The sequence below is a fragment of the Aeromonas sp. s9 genome (assembly GCF_040907765.1).
In the GTDB taxonomy this organism is placed as follows: Bacteria; Pseudomonadota; Gammaproteobacteria; order Enterobacterales; family Aeromonadaceae; genus Aeromonas; species Aeromonas caviae.
This window is the reverse complement of the sequence record NZ_JBFOCK010000045.1, coordinates 105,885-120,648: the sequence shown is the minus strand read 5'-3', so window position 1 is coordinate 120,648 and position 14,764 is coordinate 105,885. Positions and strand designations below refer to the sequence as shown.

The window sequence follows — 14,764 nt, the reverse complement described above, 5'->3', positions numbered from 1 at the left end:
GCCGTCGCTACACAACACCGCATCTGACGAGACAAGGGGTGTCAAAACAGCTATCACCGTCTCGGCATTCATTTTCTCCAACTGAAAATCCGCATGGTGACCAGCCCGGTCCTGAACCACCATCACCGGGATGTAATCCGGCCCTGTGCCTCGGGTACGGCCTTTGCCCCCACGGTGGCGGGCCGGGCGGGGCAAACCACGTTGCCCTTTAAACGACTCCAAGAAGAAGGTCTCATCAACCTCGACGATACCCCCTTCCCGTGCCGCCTGGTGACTCGCCATGGCTTTCAGGAAGCGGTGACGCCACAAGAAGGCGGTGTTTTTACAGACTCCGCAGCGGACGGCAGCCTGTCGGACGGTCAGACCGTCGATGAGGGCCTGGGCGTAGTCTTCCCAGCATTGTGCCTTGCGAAGTCGAGCCAGAGGCGTCTTGGTGAGAACGGAACTGGTGCGCAGACACTGCTTGCAGCGATAACGACGCAGCCCTCGACTCCAACCCCAGGGAGCCAACTGCGTAGCCTCGGCCTGACAGTGAGGGCAACATCGACAAGCGGGGAGTTGAGCGGCCAGCGAGGTGATTGGGTGAGGGGTAGTGAGTTCATGTTGCGCGAGGCGACGCTGGCGCATGGTGAGCTGTGGAAAGAGAGACAGTAGATGTTGAAAGGCTTGGGTATCCATGATGGAGGCCCTCAGGGTGATGACCTACTTCAAGGTTAGCCTTTCAACATGTAATTGGGACAGCGCCTAAAAAAAGGGGGCCGAAGCCCCCTTTTTGTCTCATCCGGTCAACGCTTACAGCGCCTTCAGGATGGCCTCGACGCTGGCCTTGGCATCGCCAAACAGCATCTGGGTGTTCTCCTTGAAGAACAGCGGGTTCTGGACACCGGCGTAGCCAGTGTTCATGGAGCGCTTGAAGCCGATGACATTCTGCGCCTTCCACACTTCCAGCACCGGCATGCCGGCGATGGGGCTGCCCGGATCTTCCATGGCGGCCGGGTTGACGGTGTCGTTGGCACCGATCACCAGCACCACGTCGGTGTCGGCGAAGTCATCGTTGATCTCGTCCATTTCCAGCACGATGTCATAGGGGACTTTCGCTTCCGCCAGCAGCACGTTCATGTGACCAGGCAGACGACCGGCCACCGGGTGGATGCCGAAGCGCACCTTGACGCCGCGATCACGCAGCTTCTGGGTGATCTCGGCCACCGGGTACTGGGCCTGCGCCACCGCCATGCCGTAGCCCGGGGTGATGATGACGGAGCTGGCGTTCTTCAGCATGTCGGCCACGTCTTCGGCGTTGGTCTCGCGGTATTCGCCCAGCTCCTGCTCGGCGGTGGAAGCCACGCCGTCGGAGCCGAAGCCACCGGCGATCACGGAGATGAAGGAGCGGTTCATCGCCTTGCACATGATGTAGGAGAGGATGGCACCGGAGGAACCCACCAGGGCACCGGTGACGATCAGCAGGTCATTGGAGAGCATGAAGCCCGCCGCCGCCGCCGCCCAACCGGAGTAGGAGTTCAGCATGGAGACCACCACCGGCATGTCCGCACCACCGATGGAGGCGACCAGGTGCCAGCCGAAGGCGAAGGCGATCAGGGTCATCACCAGCAGGGCGAAGGTGGAGCCACCGGCGTTGACGAAGTGGATCATCAGCGCGATGGAGACCACCACGGCCAGCAGGTTCAGCTTGTGGCGGTGCGGCAGCATCAGCGGCTTGGAGGAGATGAGACCACGCAGTTTGCCGAAGGCAACCACGGAACCGGTGAAGGTCACGGCACCGATGAAGACGCCCAGGAACACTTCCACCAGGTGGATGTTCAGCATGGCGCCGGAGAGGTGCTCGACCTGGGCGACGCTTGCCGCCTGCTCGAATGCCGCCCGGGCGGCTGCCAGGGTCGCATCCAGGTTGGAACCGACGGAGACCACCACTTCAGCGGGGGCGGAGGGATGCAGATCGATGAAGCTGTTGAAGCCCACCAGCACCGCTGCCATGCCCACGAAGCTGTGCAGCACGGCCACCAGCTCGGGCATCTCGGTCATCTCGACCTTGAGGGCCAGACGCACGCCGATGGCGCCACCGATGGCCATGGCCAGGATGATCCAGTGGACGCCACTGGTTTCCGGGTTGAAGACGGTGGCGAGCAGGGCGATGGCCATCCCCGCGATACCGAACAGGTTGCCATGCTTGGCCGTTTCTTGCTTCGACAGTCCCGCGAGACTGAGGATGAAGAGCACGGCGGCAACGATATAGGATGCTGTTACCAGTCCTTGAGACACGTTAAACCCCCTTAATCCTTACGGAACATCTTCAGCATGCGCTGAGTGACGGTGAAGCCACCGAAGATGTTGATACTGGCAATCAGCACGGCGACAAAGGCCAGCACGGTGACCAGGGTCGACCCTTGTCCAATCTGCAACAGCGCACCGACCACGATGATGCCGGAGATGGCATTGGTGACCGACATCAGCGGCGTGTGCAGGGCGTGAGAGACGTTCCACACCACGTAGTAACCGACCACGCAGGCCAGGATGAAGACGGTGAAGTGGGAGAGGAAGGCGGCAGGCGCCACGGCAGCCACCCAACCGAAGGCGGCGATGCCGAGGGCACCGAACACGAACTTCTTGTTGGAGGGCTTGGCCTCTTCCTTCTTGGCGGCCGGTTTGGCGGCAGCGGGTTTCTGCGGGGCGGCAGAGACGGAGATGGCGGGGGGCGGGAAGGTCACTTCACCGGCCTGGACCACCGTCATGTTGCGCTGCACCACGTCTTCGAAGTCGATGGCGACGTTGCCGTCCTTCTCCTTGCACATCAGCTTCATCAGGTTCACCAGGTTGGTGCCGTAGAGCTGGGAGGATTGGGCAGGCAGGCGGCCCGGCAGATCGGTGTAACCGATCACCTTGACGCCGTTGTCAGTGACATGCAGTTCACCCGGTACCGTGTATTCGCAGTTGCCGCCGGCCTGGGCCGCCATGTCCACGATGACGGAGCCCGGCTTCATGCTGTCCACCATTTCCTTGGTGATGAGCTTGGGTGCCGGCTTGCCCGGGATCAGGGCGGTAGTGATGATGATGTCCACTTCCTTGGCCTGCTGGGCGAACAGCGCCATCTCGGCCTTGATGAACTCTTCGCTCATCACCTTGGCGTAGCCGTCGCTGGAAGCGCCATCTTCGCCGCCGAAGTCCAGCTTGAGGAATTCCCCACCCATGGACTCGATCTGCTCGGCCACTTCCAGACGGGTATCGAAGGCACGCACGATGGCACCGAGGGAACCGGCGGTCCCGATGGCGGCCAGACCGGCCACACCGGCACCGATGACCAGCACCTTGGCGGGCGGAACTTTACCGGCGGCGGTGATCTGGCCGGTGAAGAAGCGACCGAACTGGTGCGCGGCTTCCACGACGGCGCGATAGCCACCGATGTTGGCCATGGAAGAGAGGGCGTCGAGGGACTGGGCACGGGAGATCCGCGGCACCATGTCCATCGCCATCACATTGATGTTGCGCTCGGAAAGCTTCTTGACCAGCTCGGGGTTCTGGGCGGGCCAGATGAAGCTCACCAGGGTGGCACCATCCTTAATTTGTGCGATTTCGGCCTCGGTCGGCGCGTTGACCTTGAAGACAAGGTCGGCTTGCCAGACGTTCGGTACCACGCTGGCACCGGCAGCCTCGAAGGCGGCATCATCGAAGCTGGCTCGCAGGCCGGCACCGGCCTCGATGGCAACCTCGAAGCCGAGCTTTTTCAGCTGCTCGACAGTGGCCGGGGTCGCTGCGACCCGGGTCTCACCGGCGAGACTCTCTCTCGGTATTCCAATCTGCATGACTATTCCCTGATGGTTAATAAACAATCATCGCCAAGTCTCTCATGTCTGAGGGGACAAGGCATGATCAAAGTGCAGGTCACGGGCCCTTTGTTATGAAAATCAGCAGGCTTCACCTCGACCTCCTGTCACGGTCAGGCCCCCGCTTTTCAGGCGCGAGGATGATTAGTATCAAATTTTGGAGTTTTATTACAACCACGGCCCCGGGCGGGCGGGTACAGAATTCAGCCCATCCCGGACCATGATTAAAAAAAACAAACCAAATTAGGGGCTTATAACAGCAAAAAGCGCTGAAAAAAGTGATCCAACCAGTCAAAAAAAATGTTTAACCCGGCCTCTACCTTAGCGTTTTTTGTTCTTACGAAATCTGCCGTTGGCTCATCTGATGAGATGAAAAGGGAAAAAGTAACCATTTTGCAACGTTCAGGGGGCCGCGTCCCCGCCTGCTGGCGGGTTCGGGCCCCCTGGTGCAACCGGGCCTTGGGCCCGTTTCAGGCGCGCTCTGCTTACCAGGCCGCCTCATAAATATGCCGGCTCTGGGCCAGGTCGATGTCGCCGTGCTCACCCAGGGCGGTCATGCCGTGCTCTTCGAGCTTGGCCAGCAGGGCGTCGATCCGGGCGTCGGCCACGTAATCCCGCAGCCGGGTCTTGATCCCCATCCGCTCGAAGAAGTCGCGGGTGGCGGCGATGGCACCGTCGATACGCGCCTCGTCACTGCCGCTGCGCAGATCCCAGACCCGCTCGGCGTATTGCAGCAGCTTGGCGCGCTTCTGCTCGCGCTTGGCCTGCAGCAGGGCGGGCAGCACCACCGCCAGGGTCTGGGCGTGGTCCAGACCGTGCAGGGCGGTGATCTCGTGGCCCAGCATGTGGGTGGCCCAGTCCTGGGGTACACCGGCTCCGATCAGGCCGTTCAGTGCCAGGGTGGCACTCCACATGATGTTGGCACGCACGTCGTAGTTTTCCGGCTCCACCAGCGCCTTGGGCCCCTCTTCCGCCAGGGTCAGCAGCAGCCCTTCTGCGAAGCGATCCTGCACCTTGGCATCCACCGGGTAGGTGAGGTACTGCTCCAGGGTGTGGATGAAGGCATCCACCACCCCATTGGCCACCTGACGGGCGGGCAGGGTGTAGGTGAGCACGGGGTCGAGCACGGCGAAGCGCGGCATCACGAAGGGAGAGAAGAAGTGCTGCTTGTCCCCAGTGCTCTTGCGGGTGATGACGGCGCCCATGTTCATCTCGGAACCGGTGGCCGGCAGGGTCAGCACGCTGCCCAGGGGAATGGCGGAGGCCACCTCGCCCCCGACGGTCTCGAGGATGTGCCAGGGATCCCTGGCCGGATCGTAGTGAGCGGCCGCGGCGATGAACTTGGAACCGTCCAGCACGGAGCCGCCACCCACTGCCAGCAGGAAGTCGATCTTCTCGGCGCGGGCCAGTTCGACGGCGCCCATCAGGGTCTCGTAGGTGGGGTTGGGCTCGATGCCGCCAAATTCAAACAGGGTCAGGCCGGCCAGCTCGCGGCGGATCTGGTCCAGCAGGCCGCTGCGCACCACGCTGCCGCCGCCGTAGGTGACCAGGATGCGGGCGTCGGCCGGGATCTGGCCGCGCAGCTGGGCCACCTGGCCCTTGCCGAACAGCACCTTGGTGGGGGTGTGCAGGATGAAGTTGTTCATGGGATCTCCCGGGGTGGTCGTAGTCGGTAAAGTATGGGTTGCATTTTTCTCTTATAACCCCCTACCATCAAGGGAGCTTTCTGCCGATTTCTTGCCTATTTCTACTGAGCATGGATAAATGAGTACAAATCAGCCCATCGCGGCGACCCACCAGTCCGCCCTCGCCAGCCGACTCGCCGCCCTGGCACCCCACCCGGGGATCACCGCCGCCCCCGTGCCCGGCGTGCACCTCATCTACACCACGGAGCATCATGACCGCATCCCGGTGCTCTACCGCCCGCGCATGATCATCATCCTGCAGGGGCACAAGGTGGGCTATCTCTCGGACTTCACCTTCCGCTACGACCCCGAGCACTACCTGATGATGACCCTGCCGCTGCCCTGCGAGTGCGAGTGCTTCGCCTCCCCCGAATCCCCTCTGGTGGGGCTCTCGGTGGAGATCGACGTGGCGGCGCTGCAGGCCCTGCTGCTGGAGATGGGGGACGCGGCCCCCGCCCCGGCGGAGCCGGGTCGCGGCGTGGTCTCCGTGCCCCTCTCCGAGACCATGCTCTGCGCGGTGGAGCGCCTCATCGACGTGATGGACAAGCCGCTCCACGCCCGGGTGCTGGGGCCCCAGATCGTGCGCGAGATCCTGTTCCACGCCCTGCACGAAGGGGGGGCCCCCGCCCTGCTGGCCATGGCCAGCCGTCACAGCCAGGTGAGCCAGATCGCCCGGGTGCTGCGTATCATGGAGCAGCGCTTTACCGAGAACCTGACGGTGGAGGAGCTGGCCCGGGAGGCGAACATGAGCGTCTCGGCCTTCCACCACCACTTCAAGGCGGCCACCGCCACCTCGCCCCTGCAGTACATCAAGACCCTGCGCCTGCACCGGGCGCGGCTGATGATGCTGCACGACGGCCTCAAGGCCGGGGTGGCGGCGGACAAGGTAGGCTACGAGAGCGGCTCCCAGTTCAGCCGCGAATACAAACGCTTCTTTGGCAACACCCCGAGCGAGCACGCGGCACGCTTCCGCTCGGGACAACTGCGTATCGTGGAGGGATGACATGCGCACACTGATCCTGCTCGTTCTGACCCTGCTGGCCACCGCCTGCACCGGCATTCCACCGGGACACCAGGTGGTCAAGCCCTTCCAGCTCGACCGCTACCTGGGCACCTGGTACGAGGTGGCCCGCCTCGATCACGGTTTCGAGCGCGGCCTGAACCGGGTCACCGCCACCTACAGCCTGCGGGATGACGGCGGTGTCAGGGTGATCAACCGGGGGCAGGACGAACAGGGGGAATGGCGCGAGGCCGAGGGGCGCGCCTACTTCGTGGGCGACAGCGACGAGGGGCGCCTCAAGGTGAGCTTCTTCGGCCCCTTCTACGGCAGCTACAACGTACTGGCGACGGACTATGACCTCTCTCTGGTGAGCAGTTACAACCTCCAGTACCTCTGGATCCTCTCCCGCACGCCCCATCCCCCCAAAGAGAAGGTAGAGGCCCTGGTCGAGCGAGCCCGGGGGCTCGGCTTTGCCACCGACCGGCTGATCTGGGTCAGCCAGGATCCGGCGGGGAACGCCCCATGAGGATCTTCCAGGCCACCCCCGGGGACATTCCCCGGATCACCCCCCTGTTCGTGGAATACCGGGCGTTCTACCGGCTGCCTGCCCGGCCCGAGGCCGCCGAAGCCTTCCTGCTGGAGCGCTGCACCGCCGGGGAGTCGGTGCTCTTCGTGGCCCAGAGCGAGGCGGGAGAGGTGCTGGGATTTGCCCACCTCTATCCCCTGTTCTGCTCCCTCGCCCTGAAACCCATCTGGCTGCTGTACGATCTGTTCGTGGCGCCGGCGGCCCGCCAGCAGGGGGTGGCCCAGGCGCTGCTGGCGCGGGCCGATCGCCACGGCCAGGAGACGGGCGCCGCCTTCCTGATGCTGAGCACCGCCACCGACAACCGGCAGGCTCAGGCCCTCTACGAAGGGCACGGCTACCAGCGGGACAACGAGTTCTACAGCTACATCAAGCCTCTCTGAGCCTCTGCCTGCGCCCGTTGCAGGGCCAGGACCCGGCATTATTCAGCGGGTGCATGGTGAAATAATATCCATACACAGAATGAATAAAGGCGACCCCGGGGTCGCCTTTGTCACATCCGGGTCGCAGCCTAGAGCCGGAAGCGCCCGATCTCCTGCTCCAGCCGCTCGGTAAGAGACTTGAGCTGGGCCGCCTGGGCGGCCTCTTCGCCAGCCTGGGCCGCCAGCGCCTGGGAGACGTGGCGGATATTCTCGGTGTTGCGGCTGATCTCGCCGGTCACCGAGGTCTGCTCCTCGGCCGCCGCCGCGATCTGGGTCGCCATGTCGCTGATGGCGCCGATGGCCTCGTTGATCCTGCCCAGGCTGAGATTCGCCGCTTCGGCGTCCTCCACGCTGGTGCCCGCCAGCTGGCGACTGGTCTCCATGCCGCCCACCGCCTTGCGGGTGGTCTGCTGCAGCGCCTCGATCATCTGCTGGATCTCGGCGGTGGAGTCGTGGGTGCGGCGCGACAGCACCCGCACCTCGTCCGCCACCACGGCAAAGCCGCGCCCCTGCTCCCCGGCCCGGGCCGCCTCGATGGCGGCGTTCAGGGCCAGCAGATTGGTCTGCTCGGCGATGCCGCTGATGGTGGCCAGAATGCCGCTGATCTGCTGGGCGTGGCCATCCAGCTCGTGGATGGTCTGGCTGGCGTCGGAGACCTCCCCCGCCAGCCCCGTGATGCTGCGCTGGCTCTGGCCGACCTGGGACTGGCCGGCCACCGCGAGGCGCACCGCATCGCCGGCGGTGTTGGCGGCAAACTCGGCGTTGCCGGCGATCTCCTGGGTGGCGGAGGCCATCTCGGTCACCGCGGTCGCCACCATGACGATCTCGTCCTGCTGCTGGCGCACCCGCTGGCTGCGGGCCTCGGCCCCCGCCGCCTGGGTGCGGGACTGGGCCGCCAGCTCGACGGTGACGTCCCGCAACCGGCTGACGATGCCATGCAGTCGCGCCACGAACTGGTTGAAGTTCTGGGCCAGCTGCCCCACCTCATCCTGGCTGCGGGTGGCGATCTGCACCGTGAGATCACCCTCCCCGTGGGCGATGTCGGCAAGCGCCCTGGAGACCCGCCCCAGATCCGCGAACAGGTAGTTGAACATGGCGATGAGCAGGGCACCGAACACCAGCAGCAGCACCAGGGTCAGCCCCACCAGTTGCCACAGCAGGGAGGCGAGCGGCGCCTCCAGCACCTCCTTGTACATCACCATGGCGAGCAGCCAGTCGGTGCCGGGCACGCCCTGCACCGAGAGCAGCACCTCGCGCCCGTTCAGGTTGGCGCCGTGCAGTTCGCCGTCGCGGCTCCACGCATCCAGCGCCGCCCCGGTGAGACCGGGATCCAGCTCCGCCACCAGCTTGAGCGCCAGCTCCTTGTTCGGGTGGCCGACGATGAGGCCGGTGCGATCGAGCAGCATGGCGTAGCCCTCTCCCTGCACCTTCATGGCCAGCACCTCGTCGATGAGGGCGTCGAGGGAGAGATCCGCCCCGGCCACCCCGATCACCCGGCCCTGGTGGCTCACCGGCTCGGCCAGGGTCACCACCATCTGCTGCATGGTCACGCTGACATAGGGCGGCGTGACGATGAGCTTGCCCGCCTTGTCGGCGTTCTGGTACCAGGGGCGGGCCCTGGGGTCATAGTTGGCGGTGTTGAGGGCGGGATCGTGGCGGGTCATCTCCCCCTGCGCCGAACCAAAATAGGTGAGGCCGAAACCGCCGGAGGTGCGGGTCTGCAACAGGTGGGGCACCAGGGCCGTGTCGGGGTCGCGCGCAATGACAGCGGCCAGGGCGTCGACCGCGTGCTTGCGATCCTCAAGCCAGTTGCCGATGGCCACCGAGTGGGCGTGGCCGTAGTTGACCGCCTCGCTCTGGATGGCGTCAAGGGTGCGGGATTTGAGGGTGTGGAAGGCGACAATACCGAGCAGGGCTGCCATCAGCAGCACTACCCCCAGGCTGGCCGCGAGCAGCTTGCCGCGCAACGAGAGAGCCATGACAACGAATCCTTGTGGTAGCCGGGGGCCGGGAATACCCCCATCTTGGTAGTTCTATCGGCACAATCATGAACGGTCTTTAGTGAATCCTGATATTTTTTCATCTATCAACAACAGAACGCACTACCAGCAACAGACTGCTCACTATTCCATGCTGACACCCGCAGACACCACAAGGCCGCCCGAAGGCGGCCATGAGGTCAGGTCGCGGATGACGGGCAGGCGGCCAGCACCCGCTGACCTGTCTCTTGAGGGCGGTTTCAGGCGTCTGAAAAGAGGGTTGGCGGGCAGGGTTGAGCATCCATCAGGAACCGAGCTGGTGCTCCCCCTGTTGCCCCCTCTCGACAACGTGGACTGTGCTAGATTGGGTATCCCGTTTTCAAGGAGAGCCCGCTGCCATGCCACGAAATATCGAGATCAAAGCCCGCATAGCCGGGGTCGATGACCTTATCCCCAAAGCCGCGGCCATCGCCGACAAGGGCCCCGTCGACATCGCCCAGGACGATACCTTCTTTCGCTGTGAATCGGGCCGCTTCAAATTGCGGACGCTCTCCCCGTCGGCAGGCCAGCTCATCTTCTACCGCAGGCCTGATCAACAGGGTCCGAAGGAGAGCTACTACCACATCACGCCAACGAACGAGCCGGACAAGCTGCGGGAAACACTCACCCTGGCTTGCGGCCAGATTGGCAGAGTGCGAAAACAGCGGACCCTCTTTCTGGTGGGCAGAACCCGGATCCATCTCGACCGGGTTGAAGGGCTGGGTCACTTCCTCGAACTGGAAGTGGTGCTGGAAGATGACGAGCCGCGCGAGGTGGGGATGCAGGAAGCTCACGACATCATGGCGCGTCTCGGTATCGAGCCCTCCCGGTTGATCGAAGGCGCCTATCTGGATCTCCTGCTGCAGCGACAACCCTGAGGGATTAACAACAACAAGGCCGCCCGAAGGCGGCCTTTTACTGTCCGGCGGCTGGGTTATTTGACCCGCGCCAGCGCCGTGTTGATCCTCAGGTTGGTCGCTTCCAGCCCCGGCTGCTGGCCGTAGAAGTCGAACGCCAGCTCGACACCGGGACGAAACAGCAGGCAGTGGGTGGAGCCGCCGAAGTGGAACATGCCGAGCTGCTCCCCCTTCGCGATCCACTGCCCCGGCTGCACCGTCACCTCGCAGCTCGACACCTCCGCCATGCCCACCGGCACCACGCACATCAGGCCGATTTTGGGGTTGTCCGCCTCGATGAAGATGAGTGCCCGGGTCGCCACCGCGGTGAGGAAGGGCTGGGACTGGTTCGGGGCGCTGGGGTCGGGCCCCGCCGGGCTGTCGAAACCCTGGTGGCGGTTGGCCAGGTAGTAGCTGCCGTTGACCACTTTGACCGAGCGCACCGTGCCGCTCACCGGGCTGTGCCAGCGGTGATAGCTGAGGGCACTGAGGAAGGCCTGATAGAGGGTGCCCCCCTCGAACGCGGCGGCGCGCGGGTCGAAGTCCAGCAGGTTGTCCAGGGAATAGGGCTGCCCCTTGAGCCAGAAGGCGTCCTGCCGCCTTACCCCGGTCACCACCTGCAGCGGGGCCGACTCGCAGGCGTTGGCGATCACGCTGTCATCGTCCGGGGCCGTCACCGGCCGCACGCCGGGGCAGAAGCGGCGGGTGAAGAAGTCGTCCCAGCTGGCGAAGCCCTCGTATTCCTCTCCCGGCGCGGTGTGGAAGATCCCCTCGAAGCGCTCTGGGGTGGGGTTGTCGCCGGCCCCGAGCGCCCCCTGCGCCACCTTGACCATCTCCCGTTTCGCCACGTCACCCAGCCAGGGGACGATCAGGGTCTGGCGATCCAGGGGGCTCACCGACTCCGTCAGCACATAACGGGACGCGGGACTTTGCAGGAAGTCGGCCCAGTAACCGAGGATCTTGCGCAGTTGCTGGTTCACCAGCGCATTGGCGAAGAAGTCGTACCCGGCGGCCGTCGCCATGGGCCAGTTGAGCAGGGCATTGATGGGGAATCCGATCAGCCCGGCGGGCTCCTGGGTCTGCACATCCTGATAGGCCTCCGGGGCCGTGGTCATGATGCCGTTGAGCAACTGCAGGAACTCATCGAAGCTGCGCACCTGGGCCTGACCGAGCGGGGTGCTGTGCTCGTGCTGCCACGCCTCGTCGAACATCCCCTGGGCCTGCTGATGCAGGAGAGGATCCTGCTCCACCAGCGCCTTCAATCCGGCGATCGGGGCCACCAGCGGGCGAGGCTGGCGGGTGACCGCCTGACGCAGCCGCTGTACCCAGCGCGCCACATGGGCCTGATCCCGGGGGACCCAGCCACCGGCATGGGCATGGGGGGGGCGCGTATCCACTGCCTTGTTCATCGCTCTCTCCTTGTTGAAGCTCCTTGGGCCCGCCGGATGCGATGCGCCTGAGGGCGCCATCTGGCAGGAAGCAAGGTGTAGCACAGGGGAAAAGCGGCCTCCATTGACAGAAATGGCAGCGGCGAAGCGGGGAAAAGAGGCTAACGGAGGCGGTGGCAAACGCCGGAAATGCGAAAGGCCAGCTCAATGAGCTGGCCTTTCTGAAAAATGGCAGGGGCGGCAGGACTCGAACCCGCAACCATCGGTTTTGGAGACCGCTGTTCTACCAATTGGAACTACGCCCCTGCAACAAACGAGGCGTAGTATACAAAGCGGAGGTCAAAGGTAAAGGCTTTTTTTCTCACTTTCGATGCGATCGAACAAATGACGAGCAGATCCCCGCAATTCCAACAAGGAGCGGGGGTAAGCTGCTGTATTTGCAGCCCCGACGGGGTAGGAATGGGACACAAATGGGGGTAGGGTGAAACCAGGCTCAGGGAGGCTGCCCATGCTCAATTACCGACTGCTGCAACAGCTTGCGCCCCTCAACTTCCGGGATGAGCGCAAGACGGAGACCCTGGCCGACTATCTGGACAGAGTCTCTCCCCTGGCGCCCTCCATTCCCTCCAATGTGCTCGCCCAGTGGATTTACCGTCATTGGCGCGGTTTTGAATCCAACTGGAGCTTTATCGATCTCGCCAGCCACCAGTTCGAGTGCGAGCACTGGCCCACCGCGCAGATTATCGAGCAGATAGACTCCCGCCACATGGAGGTGATCGATCGCTGGGGCGAGATGCTGCGCAGCAACCGCTACGTGCGCCGCTCCTGGCTCGGCGATGACATGCTGCGCCGGGGCACCTGGTCCGAGCCTGTCATCGTCCTCGCCACCGCCCCGGGAACCTGCTACCCGGACGGTCACCCCCTGCCCCATCCCTACTGCCTGCTGGAGGGGCACCACAGGCTCGGCTACCTGCGCAGCATGGCCGCCGATGGCGCTCCTTTGCAGGCGCAGCACGCACTCTGGATTTGCCGACCCGTTCGCGACACTTAAACGTTTTTCTGGCCAAATCCTGCCTATGAAATAAATTTTTGACAATTCAAAAACCAGCCCTATAATCGGTGCGGTTTTGAAAAAGGTCGGGACAGGACAATGCCGTTTTTGATGAAAAAAGCAGCCTTGCAGACGGGTGGAGCGCACCAGAGCGGCCCCGTTGTTTCCGGTTCCCGTCCCACAGATCCCCCGTTTTTTTTGAAAAGAGCCCCTGTTTCAGGGGCTTTTTTTTGTGCCGGAAAAACCTTCATTGATGCCAAAGGGAATGCAGACGATGACCAATCCACTCTATAACAAACACGTCATCTCCATCTCGGATCTGACCCGGTCCGACATGGAACTGGTGGTCGCCACCGCACAGCGGTTGAAGGCCGAACCCGACAGCCGCCTGCTGAAAGACAAGCTGGTCGCCAGTTGCTTCTTCGAAGCCTCCACCCGCACCCGTCTCTCCTTCGAGACCGCAGTCCAGCGCCTGGGCGGCAACATCATCGGCTTCGCCGACGGCGGCAACACCAGCGCCAAGAAGGGCGAGACTCTGGCCGACTCCATCAAGATCATCAGCTCCTACACCGATGCGGTGGTGATGCGCCACCCGAAGGAAGGGGCAGCCCGTCTGGCCTCCGAGTTCTCCCGGGTGCCGGTCATCAACGGCGGTGACGGCTCCAACCAGCATCCCACCCAGACCCTGCTCGACCTCTTCTCCATCCACGAGACCCAAGGCAAGCTGGACGGCCTCAACGTCGCCTTCGTCGGTGACCTGAAGTACGGCCGCACCGTCCACTCCCTGGCCCAGGCCCTGAGCCTGTTCAACTGCCGCTTCTTCTTCATCTCGCCGGAGGCGCTGGCCATGCCGGACTACCTCTGTGAGGAGCTGGAAGAGAAGGGCATCCGCTTCAGCGTGCACGAGACCATGGAAGAGGTGATGCCGGAGCTCGACATCCTCTACATGACCCGCGTCCAGAAGGAGCGCTTCGACGAGACCGAGTACAAGCACATGGCCGCCAAGTTCGTTCTGGAGCTGGCGACCCTGGAAGGGGCCAAGCCCACCATGAAGATCCTCCATCCCCTGCCCCGGGTTGACGAGATCGAGGTCGCCGTCGACAAGACCCCCCACGCCTACTACTTCCAGCAGGCGGAGAACGGGGTCTATGCCCGCCAGGCACTGCTGGCACTGGTACTGAACGAAACCGTCTAAGGGAAAGGGGAACATCATGTCCGAGAAGAACCAACTGCAAGTCGAAGCCATCCGCCACGGCTCCGTCATCGACCACGTCCCCGCCGGCCAGGGCATCAAGATCCTCAAGCTGTTCCAGCTGATCGAGACCCAGGAGCGGATCACCGTCGGCTTCAACCTCAAATCCGGCGCCCTCGGCAAGAAGGATCTCATCAAGATCGAGAACACCCGTCTGACCGAGCAGCAGGCCAACCAGCTCGCCCTGTTCGCCCCCAAGGCGACCGTCAACATCATCGAAGACTTCGTGGTGGTGAAGAAGCACCAACTGGCGCTGCCGGAGTTCATCGAAGGGGTCTTCCACTGCCCCAACTCCAACTGCATTTCCCACAACGAACCGGTGGAAAGCTACTTCCGGGTGCGCGAGGTGAAAGGGGCGGTGCGGATGAAGTGCAAATACTGCGAGAAGTCCTTCACCCAGGACATCGTCAGCGAACGCTACTGATTTCCTGCCGACAAAAGATATCCATGTGGGCCCCATCGGGCCCATTTTTGAACCCTGTCACATCACTTATTCCCCCTTTGGTTATAATTTGCCATCCCGTAATGGATATACCTCGCTCATCCCCTGCTTGAGTGCTCCTCATTAGTGTTTTTCGCTATGAAAAGCCGGAACGACAGACTGGGCGAGACCGCCATCGCTCATCGCCAAAG

Annotated in this window: 13 protein-coding genes and 1 tRNA gene; 7 read left to right on the top strand and 7 right to left on the bottom strand. The window is 63.4% G+C overall.

Annotation, left to right across the window (positions count from 1 at the left end; translation table 11 throughout):
* The 4 genes from AB5Y54_RS09420 to yqhD form a co-directional block, all read right to left on the bottom strand.
* A partial coding sequence (locus tag AB5Y54_RS09420) for an IS1595 family transposase (RefSeq protein WP_368153273.1) occupies positions 1–678 on the bottom strand: 678 nt, incomplete at its 3' end.
* A gap of 114 nt (positions 679–792) precedes the next feature.
* Positions 793–2,277, bottom strand: a complete 1,485-nt coding sequence (gene pntB / locus AB5Y54_RS09415; protein ID WP_010675995.1) for a Re/Si-specific NAD(P)(+) transhydrogenase subunit beta — start codon at positions 2,275–2,277, stop codon at positions 793–795.
* Positions 2,278–2,288: 11 nt separating this feature from the next.
* Entirely contained in the window at positions 2,289–3,815 is a 1,527-nt protein-coding gene (locus AB5Y54_RS09410; protein ID WP_025202523.1) for a Re/Si-specific NAD(P)(+) transhydrogenase subunit alpha, read from the bottom strand.
* Between the two features lie 506 nt (positions 3,816–4,321).
* Positions 4,322–5,482 carry an alcohol dehydrogenase gene (yqhD, locus tag AB5Y54_RS09405; RefSeq protein ID WP_368153503.1) on the bottom strand — a complete coding sequence of 387 codons (1,161 nt, stop codon included), beginning with the start codon at positions 5,480–5,482 and terminating at the stop codon, positions 4,322–4,324.
* Between the two features lie 118 nt (positions 5,483–5,600).
* On the opposite strand from yqhD, the gene AB5Y54_RS09400 reads away from it, so the two are divergent.
* The 3 genes from AB5Y54_RS09400 to AB5Y54_RS09390 are packed head-to-tail and all read left to right on the top strand — an operon-like array spanning position 5,601 to position 7,487.
* Positions 5,601–6,524 (top strand): AraC family transcriptional regulator, encoded by a 924-nt coding sequence (locus AB5Y54_RS09400; RefSeq protein WP_010675998.1) that lies wholly within the window; start codon positions 5,601–5,603, stop codon positions 6,522–6,524.
* Between the two features lies 1 nt (position 6,525).
* On the top strand, positions 6,526–7,047 hold the full coding sequence (locus tag AB5Y54_RS09395; protein ID WP_039039627.1) for a lipocalin family protein: 522 nt from the start codon (positions 6,526–6,528) through the stop codon (positions 7,045–7,047).
* Complete coding sequence (locus AB5Y54_RS09390; RefSeq protein ID WP_368153501.1) at positions 7,044–7,487, top strand: N-acetyltransferase family protein; 444 nt, start codon at positions 7,044–7,046, stop codon at positions 7,485–7,487. The genes AB5Y54_RS09395 and AB5Y54_RS09390 overlap by 4 nt, the downstream gene beginning before the upstream one ends.
* 128 nt (positions 7,488–7,615) lie before the next feature.
* Here AB5Y54_RS09390 and AB5Y54_RS09385 read toward each other — a convergent pair whose 3' ends face one another.
* On the bottom strand, positions 7,616–9,505 hold the full coding sequence (locus AB5Y54_RS09385) for a methyl-accepting chemotaxis protein (RefSeq protein WP_319904694.1): 1,890 nt from the start codon (positions 9,503–9,505) through the stop codon (positions 7,616–7,618).
* Between the two features lie 398 nt (positions 9,506–9,903).
* Here AB5Y54_RS09385 and AB5Y54_RS09380 point away from each other — a divergent pair, with 398 nt between their 5' ends.
* Entirely contained in the window at positions 9,904–10,422 is a 519-nt protein-coding gene (locus AB5Y54_RS09380) for a class IV adenylate cyclase (RefSeq protein ID WP_143236935.1), read from the top strand.
* Positions 10,423–10,478: 56 nt separating this feature from the next.
* Here the strand turns inward: AB5Y54_RS09380 and AB5Y54_RS09375 are convergent, their stop codons facing one another.
* Together AB5Y54_RS09375 and AB5Y54_RS09370 are read right to left on the bottom strand one after the other, a co-directional pair.
* Positions 10,479–11,849: a phosphatidylserine decarboxylase family protein gene (locus AB5Y54_RS09375; RefSeq protein WP_325784597.1), complete on the bottom strand. Its 1,371-nt coding sequence runs from the start codon at positions 11,847–11,849 to the stop codon at positions 10,479–10,481.
* A gap of 208 nt (positions 11,850–12,057) precedes the next feature.
* Positions 12,058–12,134, bottom strand: a tRNA-Trp gene (locus tag AB5Y54_RS09370).
* A 202-nt stretch (positions 12,135–12,336) separates the two neighbouring features.
* Between AB5Y54_RS09370 and AB5Y54_RS09365 the strand changes: the two genes are divergently transcribed.
* The 3 genes from AB5Y54_RS09365 (at position 12,337) to pyrI (ending at position 14,555) form a co-directional block, all read left to right on the top strand.
* A complete protein-coding gene (locus AB5Y54_RS09365) occupies positions 12,337–12,879 on the top strand; it encodes a hypothetical protein (protein WP_053288031.1) in 543 nt (180 codons plus the stop codon).
* A gap of 274 nt (positions 12,880–13,153) precedes the next feature.
* Entirely contained in the window at positions 13,154–14,074 is a 921-nt protein-coding gene (gene pyrB, locus AB5Y54_RS09360; RefSeq protein ID WP_010676005.1) for an aspartate carbamoyltransferase, read from the top strand.
* 16 nt (positions 14,075–14,090) lie between these two features.
* Positions 14,091–14,555, top strand: coding sequence for an aspartate carbamoyltransferase regulatory subunit (gene pyrI / locus AB5Y54_RS09355; RefSeq protein ID WP_010676006.1), 465 nt, complete (start codon positions 14,091–14,093; stop codon positions 14,553–14,555).
* The last annotated feature ends 209 nt before the right edge of the window (positions 14,556–14,764 follow it).

Coding starts and splice junctions, on each gene's coding strand:
- AB5Y54_RS09410 (WP_025202523.1), bottom strand. CDS start 3,815: ATGCAGATTGGAATACCGAGAGAGAGTCTCGCCGGTGAGACCCGGGTC.
- yqhD (WP_368153503.1), bottom strand. CDS start 5,482: ATGAACAACTTCATCCTGCACACCCCCACCAAGGTGCTGTTCGGCAAG.
- AB5Y54_RS09400 (WP_010675998.1), top strand. CDS start 5,601: ATGAGTACAAATCAGCCCATCGCGGCGACCCACCAGTCCGCCCTCGCC.
- AB5Y54_RS09395 (WP_039039627.1), top strand. CDS start 6,526: ATGCGCACACTGATCCTGCTCGTTCTGACCCTGCTGGCCACCGCCTGC.
- AB5Y54_RS09390 (WP_368153501.1), top strand. CDS start 7,044: ATGAGGATCTTCCAGGCCACCCCCGGGGACATTCCCCGGATCACCCCC.
- AB5Y54_RS09385 (WP_319904694.1), bottom strand. CDS start 9,505: ATGGCTCTCTCGTTGCGCGGCAAGCTGCTCGCGGCCAGCCTGGGGGTA.
- AB5Y54_RS09380 (WP_143236935.1), top strand. CDS start 9,904: ATGCCACGAAATATCGAGATCAAAGCCCGCATAGCCGGGGTCGATGAC.
- AB5Y54_RS09375 (WP_325784597.1), bottom strand. CDS start 11,849: ATGAACAAGGCAGTGGATACGCGCCCCCCCCATGCCCATGCCGGTGGC.
- AB5Y54_RS09365 (WP_053288031.1), top strand. CDS start 12,337: ATGCTCAATTACCGACTGCTGCAACAGCTTGCGCCCCTCAACTTCCGG.
- pyrB (WP_010676005.1), top strand. CDS start 13,154: ATGACCAATCCACTCTATAACAAACACGTCATCTCCATCTCGGATCTG.
- pyrI (WP_010676006.1), top strand. CDS start 14,091: ATGTCCGAGAAGAACCAACTGCAAGTCGAAGCCATCCGCCACGGCTCC.